We start from the raw sequence: 13,093 nt of genomic DNA on the forward strand, positions 1-13,093 counted from the left end.
TGAAAGGCATCTGTTGCGTTCACACCCCGGCGAGCCGCACACCTACCTGCGAATCCGGGTCTGAGCCCGGTCACGACCCACGAGGGGCCGGAGAGCGTGTGCTCCCCGGCCCCTCGTTCGTCGACGTTCAGGTCACTCGGGCGCTGGGTCGCCGCCGACGCTGACCTTCACGTGCATGATCCCGTTGGGCTCCTGGCCCGACACCTCGATCCGGGTGCCGGTGCCGCCGACGATGGCGCTGTGACCCGGGTTGTCCGTGTCGTAGTAGGCCATCGGGTCGGTGTCGTCGAACACCGGGACCGCCTCCTGCGAAGGCACGTCCAGTGTCGTCATCGTCCCCGTCGCGGTCTCACGGTGCAGCGAGATCGGGTCGGTCGGCTCGAGGCCGAAGGTGGCGTCGAACGACTGGATCCGGTTGCGCACCAGGGTGCCGTCCGACCACGTCAGCGCAGCAGGCCGTGCATCGATCGGCAGGGCCTGGCCGCCACCGGGGTGGGCGCTCGTGTTGTTGTCGGTGAACTCGGTGTCCCAGTACCAGACCAGCAGGCCGTCCTGGTAGGGGTAGTGCTCCACCTTGTCGGGGTTGCTCGCGCCCCAGCCGAAGTTGTACGGGCCCTCGGCCAGCACGCGGTCGTAGCCGTCGTACCCGCGGTTCTCGGCGATGTAGTAGTGCGAGTAGGCGCGGTCGTAGGAGCCGTTCTCGGCGATCAGGAACTCGTCCATCTTCCAGGTGGGAGCGCCGTCCTCGGCGCCTTCTGCGAGGACCTCGCCCTCGGCGCCGGTGATGGTGATCGCGTCGACCATGAACCCGAGCTCGTTGGTGTAGGCGTCGTTCTCCATCCGGAACCGCAGCTGCACGTCCTGGCCGGCGAAGGCGCTGAGGTCCGCGGTGAGCGGCACCCAGGCGCCGCCGGAGGAGCCGGTGATCCCGAAGCCCTCGTTCGCGGCGTTAGGGTCCTCGCTGGTCGACAGGTTCGTCTGCACCGGCTGCCAGGCCTGGCCGTCGGTGGAGACCTCGACGTAGGCGTAGTCCCAGTCGACCTCGATGTCGTACTTCGCCTGTGCGGCGAGCTGGCCCGCGGCGGGCACGGTGAACTGCGGGCTGGTCAGCGTCGCGGTGCGGTCGTCGCCGCGGCCGGAGTAGAAGTAGTCGGTGCCCTCGGCAGCGGGACCGAGGTCGTAGCTGCGTGACTTCTCCGGGAGCACGGCGACCACGGCCTGCGCGGTGTTCTTGATCTCGCGGAACGACGGACCCAGGTCGTAGCTGCCGCTCTCGCCGGGCGTGAGCACCTCGTAGTCGAGCCAGCGGAGCTGGAGCTTCTCCCACGGACCCATCTGGTTCGGCGTGGTGCCGATCGCACCGTCGCCGTGGGAGAGCCACGAGCCGGAGCTCATCAGGGTCCAGAACGCGGTGCCGTTCTCGCCGCCCTCGGTGTCGTAGAAGTCCGGCAGACCCAGGTCGTGGGCGTACTCGTGGACGAAGACCCCGAGTCCGCCGTTCTCCGGCTCCGTGGTGTAGTCGCGGATCCACAGGCCGGTGTCGCCGATCTCGATGCCGCCGTACTCCGCGCCCTCGGGGCCGACGCCGTCCTCGTGGAAGCCGTTCTGGTTGACCGCCCAGCGGTGGGACCAGATCGTCCACTCGGGAGCGCCGGCCTCCTCGCCCTCACCGGCGTGGATCGCCTGGAAGTGGTCGATGTAGCCGTCCGGCTCGGCGAAGTCGCCGTCGCCGTCGTGGTCGTAGCGGTCCCAGATGTCGAAGGACTGCAGGTACTCGCGGATCCGCTTCGGGGACATGCCCTTGCGGCGCTGGGCCTTGTACCAGGCCTCGGCGGTGTCGTCGATGAAGTAGGTCATGTCCTCGTGGGACTCGGTGGTGCCGTAGGCGGCCTCCGGCTTGTCGACGCGGACCCAGTCGCTGACGTCGCCGGTCACGGTGTAGCGGCCGCTGGACATCTCCTCGTAGACGCCCTTGAACGACTCGCCGCCCTGGTCGGCCATGCCGTTGAAGAACATGTCCATGTAGTGGCCGCGGTTGAAGTCGGGCTTCCAGTACGTGCTGTTGTCCTCCGGGCCCGGCTCGGGGATCTGGTTGTGCAGCGGACCGAACTTGGTGGGGTCGGTCGGCTGGTCGTCGCCTCCGCGACGCCGGTGGTCCTCGCGCTGGTCGAGGTCGCCGTCGCGGCCCTCGACGCGGTGACCCCGGCCACCGCCACCGCCCCGCCCACGGCGCCCCTTCTGCTCGCCGCCGAACTCGACGAGGAAGGACAGCAGCCGCTCGCTCTTCTCGACGGCGTACTCGACCCACTCGTCGGGGCCGACGCGGACCGACTCGGATCCGCCGCGCTGCTGCGGCTCCCGCTTGCCCTCCACGAGGAGCTCGAGGGCGCGCTGCTTGCCTGCGCGGCGCCTCTCCTCCATCGCGTCGGGGCGGTCGTGTTCCTTGCCGCGGACCGAGTCACGAGGCTGGAGCTCGTCCTCGTGCGGGGCGGCGACGGCGGGCACCTGGAACGCCGTCGCGATGAGTGCGGCGCTGGTGACGCCGCCCAGGACGCCGATGATGCGTCGGGTCACGGAGATCCTCCTGTGAGTGGGGAGCCTGCACGCCGATGTTTGTTCAACGGCGTGAAGTCTGGCGTGACTTTCGTCGCGCCTGGCGCACTTCATCAGGACAGACCGACAGATGTCCAGACATCCGCAGGTCTCCGTTTGGTCACGGACCTGGTCTGAGCGTGGGGACCGCGATGCAGGTTTGTGCACCCGCACAACCCTGAAGGGCGGTGGGGGTTTCGGTCCTCAGAGACCGGAGATGCCCTCGCCGCCGCCGGCCTGCTCGTCGAAGCTCTCGTGCTCGAGCAGGTGGAGCACCGGCACGCCGATCTTGCGGCGCGCGCGGGAGGTCCAGTCGAGGTGGAAGAACTCCGCGACCACGTGCGGACGGGTCAGGATGATGGCCTCCCGGCCGTCGACGGAGGTGACCTTCGCGGCGAGCGCGTCGATCGGGTCGACGGTGACGATGTCGCCGACGGCGTCGGCGCCGGCGTCGACGAGCCGCTGGACGCTCTGCGACAGCTCGCGACGGGCGTTGTCGAGGAGCTCGTGCTGGATGTTCTCGAGGTCCTCCTCGTTCATCACCAGCGCAGGCGAAGCGAGCACCTCACTCGCGGCGAGCGACCCCATCGCGGACTCCACGCGCGCGGCGGCGTCCTCGACCGGCAGCAGCAGGTGGTACCTGACGTGCTCCTCGATCTCCTCGTGGAGGCCGCGGACCTGCATCGCGTCCTGGGGGGAGAGCGGCTGCTCGACGAGCAGCACCACGTCGTAGGTCGTCTCGGGCTTCTGCGCGGTCACGGGATCCGCCCTCCACTCATGAAGATCTGGTGGTCAAGACCTTACCCAAGTCATAGCTCACCGGTTCCTCCAACTGGCCGTATCCGCACGACTCCGGGTCGCGGTCGGTGCGCCACCTCTTGAACTGGGCGGTGTGCCGGAACCGGGTGCCCTCCATGTGGTCGTAGCCGACCTCGGCCACCAGCCGGGGTGCCAGCGGGACGAAGGACAGGTCCTTGCCGGCGCTCCACCTGCTCTGTGCGCCGGGGAGCCGGTTGCCGGTGACGTTGTGGTGCTCGGCCTCGGCCCAGCGCCCCCAGGGATGCTCGGCGGTGTCGACCACCAGCGGCTGGAGCTCCTCGACGAGCTCGGCGCGTCGCTTGGCCGTGAACGACGCGGCCACGCCGACGTGCTGCAGGGTGCCGTCGGCGTCGTACAGGCCCAGCAGGAGCGAGCCGAGCAGGGGCTGCTCGGGGGTGGACGTCTTGTGCAGGCGGTACCCGGCGACCACGACGTCGGCGGTGCGCACGTGCTTGATCTTGAGCATGGTGCGGGTGTTGGGCTGGTACGGCGCCCTCAGCGGCTTGGCGACCACGCCGTCGAGGCCGGCGCCCTCGAAGTGGGAGAACCAGTCCTCGGCCTCTGCGGCGTCGGTGGTGGTCGCGGTGAGGTAGACCGGGGCGCTCGCGTGGGCGAGTGCCTCCTCCAGTCGGGTACGCCGCACCGAGAACGGCTGTTTCATCAGCGACTCGTCGTCGACGGCGAGCAGGTCGAACGCGACGAACGACGCCGGTGTCTTCTCACTGAGCATCCGGATGCGCGACTCCGCGGGGTGGATCCGCTCCTGCAACCGCTCGAACTCCAGCCGCTCTCCGATGGCGACGAAGATCTCGCCGTCGACCACGCACCGCTCCGGCAGGGAGTCCTTCACCGCCTCGACCACCTCGGGGAAGTAGCGGGTGAGCGGCCGGGTGTTGCGGCTGGCGAGCTCGACGTCGTCGCCGTCGCGGAAGACGATGCACCGGAAGCCGTCCCACTTCGGCTCGAAGATCAGGCCGCCATCGTGGTCGGCCGGGTCGGGGATCCGCGGCACCGACTTGGCGAGCATCGGTTGCACCGGAGGCATCACAGGCAGACGCATGTCAGGCAGCGTAGCGGCGGCCTCGTAGGCTGGGGCGGTGCCGATCCGCCTGAGCTCCCGCAACCCCCACGTGTCGAAGGACCGGCTGCTCGGTGAGCTGGTGCCGCCGCCGCGCTTCGCCGAGGTCAGCTTCGACTCCTACCGGCCCGACCCCGCCCAGCCCAGCCAGCAGCAGGCGGTCGACGTGCTTCGCCGGTTCGCCGAGCAGCTGCACCGACCCGCTCGCTCGCGGGGCTCGTGGTGGTCGGGTCTGACACGGGGCAAGGCGGCCGAGGGGGCCGGTCCGGGCGGGGTCTACCTCGACGGAGGCTACGGCGTGGGCAAGACGCACCTGCTCGCCTCGCTGTGGCACGCGGCACCGGGGCCGAAGCTGTTCGCGACGTTCGTGGAGCTCACCCACCTCGTCGGCGCACTCGGCTTCCACGAGGCGGTGGCCGCCCTGTCGTCGTACCGGCTGGTCTGCGTCGACGAGTTCGAGCTCGACGATCCCGGCGACACCGTGCTGGTCTCGACGCTGCTGCGCAACCTGCGCGAGGAGGGTGTGCGGCTGGCCGCGACCTCGAACACCCTCCCCGGGAAGCTCGGCGAGGGCCGGTTCGCGACCGCGGACTTCATGCGGGAGATCCAGGGCCTGGCCGACTCCTTCGAGTCGGTGCGCATCGACGGTGAGGACTACCGGCACCGCGGGCTGCCCAAGGCACCCGACGCGTGGCCCTCGGAGGAGGTACGACGGCGGGCCGACGTCGAGGGAGCGAGCCTGGACGACTTCGGCCACCTGGCCAAGCACCTCGCCGACGTGCACCCCTCGAAGTACGGTGCGCTCCTCGACGGCGTGAAGCTGGTCTGCCTCGAGGACGTGCAGACCGTCAGCGACCAGGCGGTCGCGCTGCGTCTCGTGGTCCTCGCCGACCGGCTCTACGACCGGGACCTACCGGTCGTCGCCAGCGGCGTGAGCATGGACGAGCTGTTCGCCCCCGAGCTGCTCGAAGGTGGCTACAAGAAGAAGTACTACCGCGCGATCAGCCGCCTCGACGCCCTGGCCCGCGAGGGCGCCGGGCTCGAGGAGTGATCCGGCGCTCGACCGGTCGCGGGCCGCTCAGCCGGTCGCCGCACGGAACGTCGTGAACGCCGTCCGTCGGGGCAGCGGGTAGACCTCGCGGCCGGCGACCCGGTTCACGATCCCGGCGTTGCGGACCGCCCCGAGACCCAGGTCGGGCGCCGCCGGCCCGTGGCTGTGCAGGTCGGCGTTGGCGACGAAGAGCCGGCCGTCGAGCGCCCCGTCGGCGGACACCGAGTGGTCGCGGTGCACCACCAGCCGGCCTGACCGGTCGATGTGCAGCCGTTGCCTCAGCCCGGCGGAGAGCGGCATCGGCCGTTCGGCGTAGCCGGTCGCCGCGATCACGAGGTCGGTGCGGTGGGTGGTCACCTCGCCGGTGTCGGCATGGGCGAGGGTCAGCGTCACGTCCTCGCCGGCGGTCGCCGCGGCCACCTCCACGGCGGTGCGGAGCTCGACCGGAGCTGCCTTCTCGTCGAGGCAGCGGGTGTAGAGCGCGTCGTGGATCTCGTCCAGGGTCGCGGTGGAGATGCCCTTGTAGTGGCGCCACTGTGCCCGCACCAGCGCGTCCCGCCGGTCCTCGGCCAGCGCGTGGAAGTGGTCGACGTACTCGGGTGTGGTCATCTCCAGCACGAGCTTGCTGTAGTCCAGCGGCGCGAACGACTCGGTCCTGGTCAGCCAGGCCAGCTGCTGACCGGCAGTCCGGCGGCGCAGCAGGTCCAGCACGACCTCGGCGCCGGACTGGCCGGAGCCGACCACCGTGATCCGTCCGGCGTGGGTGATGTCGTCGAGACGGTGCAGGAAGTCGGCGGTGTGGACGACCCGCTCGCGCGGCAGCGCGCGAAGAGCATCGGGGAGCCGGGGCTCGGTGCCCACGCCGAGGAGGACGTGGCGGGCATGCTCGACCCGGGACGTGGTGCCGGTGCGGAGGTGTACGTCGAACAGGTCGCTGCGCTCGTCGTACCCGACCTCGAGCACGTCGTGGCCGAACCGCAGGCCCGGCACCCGGCGTGCCACCCAGCGCAGGTAGTCCTCGTACTCCTGCCGGGTGGGGTGGAACGACTCGCGGACGTAGAACAGGTACATCCGGTCCTGGTCGCGCAGGTAGGACAGGAACGAGTAGGGGCTCGTGGGGTCGACCAGCGTCACCAGGTCGGCCAGGAAGCTGACCTGGAGCAGCGAGCCGTCGAGCATCAGCCCGCGGTGCCAGGTGAGCTCGGGGGACCGGTCGAAGCAGACCACGTCGACGTCGTCGACCGGGGCGGCGAGCGCGGCGAGCCCGAGGTTGAACGGCCCGGCGCCGATGGCGGCCACGTCGTGGGTCCTCACGCCGTCGCCTCCTGGCACACTCGTCCGGTCATGTCGGCGCCGTCGGCGAGGCGGCGTCCGGTCTCCGCGACCAGGTCGAGCAGGGCCCCGATGTCGGAGGCGTCGGCGCCGGGGTTCATCAAGGTGAGCTTGAGGACGGTCGCCGGCGCGCCCCCGACGGCCGTCCGGGTGCGGCCGACCAGCGCCCGTCCCGAGGTGATCAGCGCGCGGCGGACGCGCGCCTGGTGGGCATCGGCGTCCACGCCGTCGGGCGGCACGCAGCGGAACAGCACCGTGGTCAGTCGCGCTCCGGCGACCAGCTCGAGGCGCGGGTCGGCGGCGATCGCGCGCTCCGCGGCCAGAGCCAGGTCGTGGCAGCGGTCCACCATCTCGCCGAGTCCGCTGGTGCCGTAGGCCTGCAGGGCCGCGGCCACCTTGAGGCAGTCCGGCCGGCGGGTGGTCTGCAGGGACCGGCCGAGCAGACCGGCGAGACCGGCGTCGAGATCGTCCTCGGGGATCAGGTAGTCGACCACGCGCTCGGTGCTGCGGAAGGCCGCCGGGTCGCCGACGAGAAGCACGCTCGCCGGCGCCGGCAGCCAGCCGAGCTTGTGGAGGTCCAGGGTCACCGAGTCCGCCCGGTCCACGCCGTCGAGCAGCCCGCGCAGGCGCTCGGAGAACAGCGCGCCGAAGCCGTAGGCGGCGTCGACGTGCAGCCAGACACCCCTCTCGACACAGGCGTCCGCAATGTCGTGCAGCGGGTCGACCGCGCCGTGGTCGGTGGTGCCCGCGGTCGCCACGACCGCGACCGGGGTCCGGTCCGTGCGCGCGAGCTCGGTGCGGAGTACGTCGACGCGCAGCTGCTGCGCGTCGTCGACCGGGATCGCGACCACGGCGTCCTCGCCGAGCCCGAGCGCGGCACAGGCCCGGTGGACCGAGAAGTGGGCGAGCTGGGAGCACAGCACGACCGGGCGGACCAGCGAACCGACCCCGGCGCTACGCGCGTCGCCACCGTGCCGGGCGACCGCGGCGTCGCGGGCGAGCATCAGCCCGAGCAGGTTCGACATGGAGCCGCCCGGAGTCATCACCCCGGCCGCGCCGGCTGGAAGCCCCGCGAGCCGCGCGAGGCCGTCCACCACCCACTGCTCGACCGCGAGCGTGGCTGGCCCCGAGTCGTAGGTGTCCATCGACGCGTTGCCCGCGGACGCCAGCCGGTCGGCCTCGACCGCGACCTCGAGCACCGGCGGCTGCAGGTGTGCGGCGGCGAACGGGTGGGTCAGGTCGAGACCGAGCTCGCTCGCCAGCCGGCCGAGCCGGTCCAGTGCCCGGCGCTCGCCCACACCGGCCCGGGGAAGCGCCGGTCCGAGCCGGTCCCGGGCGGCGGCGAGCACCTCGGCCGGCGCGCCGGCCGGGAGCGGGCCGCGGGGGTGATGGGGTGCAGGGGCGGCACCCCGCCAAGGGCTGGCGGCGATGGGGGCGTCGTGGGCTGGCATGCGAGTGGGGGAGGGCACGCGGACTCCGATCCGTGACGAACTAAGGTGAGCCTTACCTAAGTGCATCCGCGCCGTGTCCGTCAACGCCGGTAGGCGGATCTGGACGTGACGAGGACCTCACGGTGAGCCGGCCCGGTGGCCCTGGCACCATCTGTCCATGTCCGCATCCCGCCTGGCCGACCAGCTGCTCCTGCGACCGGGTCCGGTCGACCTGTCCGCCCACGACACCCGGGACACCCCGGGCTTCGACGGCGGGAAGCAGGAGGGCAAGGCCGCACTGGCCGCCCTCGACGACGAGCTCTCCGAGCTGCAGGAGCGGTTGTTCGCCGAGGGCCGCACCGGCGGGCGACGGCGGGTGCTGCTGGTCCTGCAGGGGATGGACACCGCCGGCAAGGGCGGCGTGATCCGGCACGCCGTCGCCCTGGTCGACCCCCAGGGCGTGCACATCAAGGCGTTCGGCAAGCCCACCGAGGAGGAGCTCGCCCACGACTTCCTCTGGCGGGTCCGCCGGGAGCTCCCCGCGCCGGGGCGGATCGGGATCTTCGACCGCTCGCACTACGAGGACGTGCTGATCGGCCGGGTCCGGGCGCTGGCTCCGTCCGAGGAGCTCGAACGCCGTTATGCCGCGATCAACGACTTCGAAGCCGAGCTGGTCGAGGGCGGTACGACGGTCGTGAAGTGCATGTTGCACATCAGCGCCGAGGAGCAGAAGGAGCGGCTGCTCGCTCGCCTCGACGACCCGACCAAGCACTGGAAGTTCAACCCCGGGGACATCGACGAGCGACGCCTCTGGGGTGACTACCAGGAGGCCTACCAGGTCGCGTTGGAGCGCACCCACACCGAGCACGCTCCCTGGCTGGTCGTCCCCAGCGACCGCAAGTGGTACCGCAACTGGGCGGTCGCGACCGTGCTGCTGGAGACCCTGCGGGGACTGGACCTGACCTGGCCCCGGGCCGACTACGACGTCGCGGAGCAGCGGGCCCGCCTGCTCGAGCAGCCGACGGTCCGGTGAGCCTTCCGCGCCCGGTAGGTTGTGCCGGGTGATCCCGACCGTCTCCGCGACCCGCTACGTCGCGCCGCTGCGCGAAGGCGGCTCGCTACCGGGCATCGTCGAGGCCGACGACCTCGGGACCTACGTCTGCAAGTTCCGCGGCGCCGGCCAGGGCCTGCGGGTGCTCGTCGCCGAGGTCGTCGTCGGCGAGCTGGCCCGCCGGCTCGGGATCCGCACCCCCGACCTCGTCGCGGTGCAGCTCGACGCCGCGATCGGGAAGTACGAGGCCGACGAGGAGGTCCAGGACCTGCTCACCGCCAGCGTCGGGCTCAACCTCGGCGTCGACTTCCTCCCCGGCTCGTTCGGGTTCGACTCCGGCTGCTCGCCGGACCCGGCCGATGCCGCGCGGATCATCTGGCTCGACGCGCTCACGGCCAACGTCGACCGGAGCTGGCGCAACCCGAACCTGCTCGTGTGGCACAAGGAGCTGTGGGCGATCGACCACGGCGCCTGTCTCTACTTCCACCACAGCTGGGCCGGTGGCATCACCAGCCCGGAGCGGTTCGCACGCCAGCCCTACGACGTCACCGACCACGTCCTGGGCAGCTACCTGCCCGGGGTGGCGGCGGCCGACGCCGAGCTGGCGCCTCGGGTGACCGAGGACCTGCTGCGCGAGGTGGTGGCCCAGGTCCCCGACGAGTGGCTCGAGGTGCCGCCGGGGGCCGAGACGACCGACGCGGTGCGCGAGGCCTACGTCGCGTTCCTGCTCGCCCGCGTCTCCGGCGAGCGGGTCTGGCTGCCGACGGCGGGTGCGGCATGAGCGGGATGGGCTTCCAGTACGTCGTGCTTCGGTGCGTGCCGCGCGTCGACCGCGAGGAGTTCGTCAACGTCGGGGTGGTGCTCTACTGCCAGCAGGCCGACTTCCTCGAGGCCCGCTGCCACGTCGACGAGGAGCGGCTCGCCGCGCTCGCTCCTGAGCTGGATGTCGATGCCGTCCGCTCCGCGCTCAGCACGGTGGAGGCGGTCTGTCGCGGCGACGAGTCGGCCGGTGCGGCAGGACGGACCCCGCTCGGCACCCGGTTCGGGTTCGTGAGCGCACCCCGGTCGACCGTCGTACAGCCCGGGCCGATCCACGGCGGGCTGACTCCCGACCCGGCCCGGCAGCTCGACCACCTGCTCGAGCGTCTCGTCCTCTGACGCTGTCTCCGGGCCGCCGCTGGTGCGGCTGGCCGGCCCTCAGCAGCGGGACCGCGTGTGCGGGTCCTCCCACCAGGGCTCGACGCCCGGCCGCGTGTAGTCGCAGTGGCACGGTGCGCCCACCGTGGGCGGTGCTTCTGGCTGCGGTGACGACATCTCGCTCCTCATGGCTCCCCCTGAGCTGGCAGTGTGCGTTGCCCCCACTTCGAAGGTTCCACCCGCGGCGGCCCTGCGAAACCCCCAGATGGCGTACTCGGGAACATCTCGTCCCCCGACGTGGTTGTGGACCAGTGGCGGCACAGCTTCACGCAAGCGAACGAGGCGGCCCCGGACAGTTCCGGGGCCGCCTCGTGTGTGCAGGGGTGGTCACATGTGGATCATGTGGCCGGCGATGCCCTCGATCGCCTCCTTGACCGCCTCGCTGAGCGTCGGGTGGGCGAACACGTTGCGGGCCACCTCGTCGGCGGTGAGGTCCCAGCGCTGCGCCAGGGTCAGCGCCGGCAGCAGCTCGGTCACGTCGGGCCCGATCATGTGGGCGCCGAGGATCTCGTTGTACTTCGCGTCCGCGACGATCTTCACGAAGCCGCTGGTGTCGCCGAGGCCCTTGGCCTTGCCGTTCGCCGAGAACGGGAACTTGGCGACCTTGACGTCGTACCCCTTCTCCTTGGCCTGCTCCTCGCTGTAACCGAAGGAGGCGACCTGCGGCTGGCAGTACGTCGCCCGCGGGATCATGTCGAAGTCGACCTCCATCGTCTCCGCGCCTGCGATCGTCTCGGCCGCGACGATGCCCATCGCCTCGGCCGTGTGCGCCAGCATCAGCTTGCCGGTGACGTCGCCGATCGCGTAGACGCCCTCGACGTTGGTGCGGCCGCGCTCGTCGACGGCGATCGCACCGCGCTCGGTGGTCTTCACGCCGGTGTTCTCCAGGCCGTAGCCGTCGAGCCGGGGAGCGAAGCCGATCGCCTGGAGCACCTTGTCGGTCTCGATGACCTGCTGCTCGCCGTCCTTGGACACGGTGACCTTCACCTTGTCGCCGGAGTCGTCGATGCTCTCGACCTTGGTCGACAGCATCACGTTCACGCCGAGCTTCTTGTAGTGCTTGAGCAGCTCCTTGGAGATCTCGGCGTCCTCGGTGGGCACCATCCGGTCGAGGAACTCCACGATGGTGACGTCCACACCGAAGTTCTTCATCACGTAGGCGAACTCCACGCCGATCGCGCCGGAGCCGGCGATCACGATGCTGCCGGGGAGCTGGTCGGTGAGGATCTGCTCCTCGTAGGTGACCACGCGCTCGGACAGCTCGGTGCCGGGGATCAGCCGGGTCGTGGCGCCGGCGGCGATGATCAGGTTGTCGCAGGTGTAGCCCGTGACGTTGCCGTCGTCGTCCTTCACGTCGACCGACTTGTCGCCGGTGAGCGTGCCCCAGCCGTGGATCTCGGTGATCTTGTTCTTCTTCATCAAGAAGTGGACGCCCTTGACGATGCTGTCGGAGACATCGCGGCTGCGCTTGTGCGTCGGCGCGAACGACATCGTCGCGTCGCCCTCGATGCCGAAGGCGTCCTTCTCGTGCTGGAGGATGTGCGCGAGCTCGGCGTTGCGCAGCAGCGCCTTCGACGGGATGCAGCCGACGTTGAGGCAGACACCTCCCCAGTACCTCTTCTCCACGACCCCGACCTTCAGGCCGAGCTGGGAGGCGCGGATGGCGGCGACGTAGCCACCGGGGCCCGCGCCGAGTACGAGGACGTCGAAGTGCTGGCTCATGACGCGAACATTACCCACCCGCCTGCGGTGGGTCAGACGGGGACGAGCTCGACCGCCCCGACCGCGTAGCGAGCCAGGATCGTCCGCGCCACCTCGGGGTCGGCACCGAGCGGCGCGGAGACCGCCACCGCGCCGGCCTCGAGGGCGAGCTCGGCCGCCCGGTCGGGCAACGTGCCGGGGGCGAGGAACATCGAGCCGACCGCGATGTGTCGCCGGCCCTCAGCGCGGAACTGCCGCACCGCCTCGCCCGTCGCCGGCGGGGCCGCGGACGCGAACGCCGCCACGGTCGGCAGCTTGTGCCGGGCGCCCCAGAGCCGGGCCAGCCGGGCCACGGCCTGGTTCGCCAGCGCGTCGGAGGAGCCGGCCGCGGCGAGGACCAGCGCGTCGAGCTCGCGGACCCGGGCCTCCTTCAACGCGGTGCGCAGCCGTCGGTCGAGCACCTCGAGGAACACCGTCTCCAGGCCGAGGATGCCGCTGGCGCGCACCTTCAGCCCGGGGTGCTTGGCCTCGGCCGCGGCGATCACCGCCGGGACGTCGACGCGGGCGTGGTGGGCCTCGGTGAGCAGGAGCGGCACCACGACGATCTCGTCGTACCCGGCGCGGACCAGCTTGTCGACGACCGTCGGGAACGACGGCTTGGACAGCTCCAGGAAGGCCGCCTCGATCCGGAGGTCGGGGCGGGTGCTGCGGACCTCGGCGCACAGCGCCTGGATCGTCGCCGCGGAGCGGGGGTCGCGGCTGCCGTGGGCCAGTGCCACCAGGGCGGGTGCAGTCATGAGCCGAGGTTCCCTTCGTGGAGTGCTGCTGCGGAGTTGCGGTCG

At 71.2% G+C, this 13,093-nt stretch carries 11 protein-coding genes; 4 read left to right on the forward strand and 7 right to left on the reverse strand.

What is annotated here, in order from left to right; translation table 11 throughout:
- Positions 1-132: 132 nt before the first annotated feature.
- The 3 genes from ACYVIH_RS20080 to ACYVIH_RS20090 all read right to left on the reverse strand — a co-directional run bounded on the left by ACYVIH_RS20080 (position 133) and on the right by ACYVIH_RS20090 (position 4,471).
- Entirely contained in the window at positions 133-2,574 is a 2,442-nt protein-coding gene (locus ACYVIH_RS20080) for an immune inhibitor A domain-containing protein (protein WP_460871318.1), read from the reverse strand.
- 222 nt (positions 2,575-2,796) lie between these two features.
- Positions 2,797-3,351, reverse strand: coding sequence for a hypothetical protein (locus ACYVIH_RS20085; protein WP_460871319.1), 555 nt, complete (start codon positions 3,349-3,351; stop codon positions 2,797-2,799).
- A 16-nt stretch (positions 3,352-3,367) separates the two neighbouring features.
- Positions 3,368-4,471, reverse strand: a complete 1,104-nt coding sequence (locus ACYVIH_RS20090; protein WP_460871320.1) for an ATP-dependent DNA ligase — start codon at positions 4,469-4,471, stop codon at positions 3,368-3,370.
- Between the two features lie 37 nt (positions 4,472-4,508).
- On the opposite strand from ACYVIH_RS20090, the gene zapE reads away from it, so the two are divergent.
- Positions 4,509-5,540 (forward strand): cell division protein ZapE, encoded by a 1,032-nt coding sequence (gene zapE / locus ACYVIH_RS20095; protein WP_460871321.1) that lies wholly within the window; start codon positions 4,509-4,511, stop codon positions 5,538-5,540.
- 27 nt (positions 5,541-5,567) lie between these two features.
- Here zapE and ACYVIH_RS20100 read toward each other — a convergent pair whose 3' ends face one another.
- A complete protein-coding gene (locus ACYVIH_RS20100) occupies positions 5,568-6,854 on the reverse strand; it encodes a lysine N(6)-hydroxylase/L-ornithine N(5)-oxygenase family protein (protein ID WP_460871322.1) in 1,287 nt (428 codons plus the stop codon).
- On the reverse strand, positions 6,851-8,323 hold the full coding sequence (locus ACYVIH_RS20105) for a pyridoxal phosphate-dependent decarboxylase family protein (RefSeq protein WP_460871323.1): 1,473 nt from the start codon (positions 8,321-8,323) through the stop codon (positions 6,851-6,853). The genes ACYVIH_RS20100 and ACYVIH_RS20105 overlap by 4 nt, the downstream gene beginning before the upstream one ends.
- A gap of 157 nt (positions 8,324-8,480) precedes the next feature.
- On the opposite strand from ACYVIH_RS20105, the gene ACYVIH_RS20110 reads away from it, so the two are divergent.
- The 3 genes from ACYVIH_RS20110 to ACYVIH_RS20120 are packed head-to-tail and all read left to right on the forward strand — an operon-like array spanning position 8,481 to position 10,511.
- Positions 8,481-9,335, forward strand: a complete 855-nt coding sequence (locus tag ACYVIH_RS20110; protein WP_460871324.1) for a polyphosphate kinase 2 family protein — start codon at positions 8,481-8,483, stop codon at positions 9,333-9,335.
- Positions 9,336-9,363: 28 nt separating this feature from the next.
- Positions 9,364-10,134 carry a HipA family kinase gene (locus ACYVIH_RS20115; protein WP_460871325.1) on the forward strand — a complete coding sequence of 257 codons (771 nt, stop codon included), beginning with the start codon at positions 9,364-9,366 and terminating at the stop codon, positions 10,132-10,134.
- Positions 10,131-10,511 (forward strand): DUF3037 domain-containing protein, encoded by a 381-nt coding sequence (locus tag ACYVIH_RS20120; protein ID WP_460871326.1) that lies wholly within the window; start codon positions 10,131-10,133, stop codon positions 10,509-10,511. The genes ACYVIH_RS20115 and ACYVIH_RS20120 overlap by 4 nt, the downstream gene beginning before the upstream one ends.
- A gap of 366 nt (positions 10,512-10,877) precedes the next feature.
- Here ACYVIH_RS20120 and lpdA read toward each other — a convergent pair whose 3' ends face one another.
- Entirely contained in the window at positions 10,878-12,272 is a 1,395-nt protein-coding gene (lpdA, locus tag ACYVIH_RS20125; protein WP_460871327.1) for a dihydrolipoyl dehydrogenase, read from the reverse strand.
- 32 nt (positions 12,273-12,304) lie between these two features.
- Positions 12,305-13,048, reverse strand: coding sequence for a sirohydrochlorin chelatase (locus ACYVIH_RS20130; RefSeq protein WP_460871328.1), 744 nt, complete (start codon positions 13,046-13,048; stop codon positions 12,305-12,307).
- Positions 13,049-13,093: the final 45 nt, after the last annotated feature.

It is taken from the genome of Nocardioides pakistanensis (assembly GCF_054781215.1).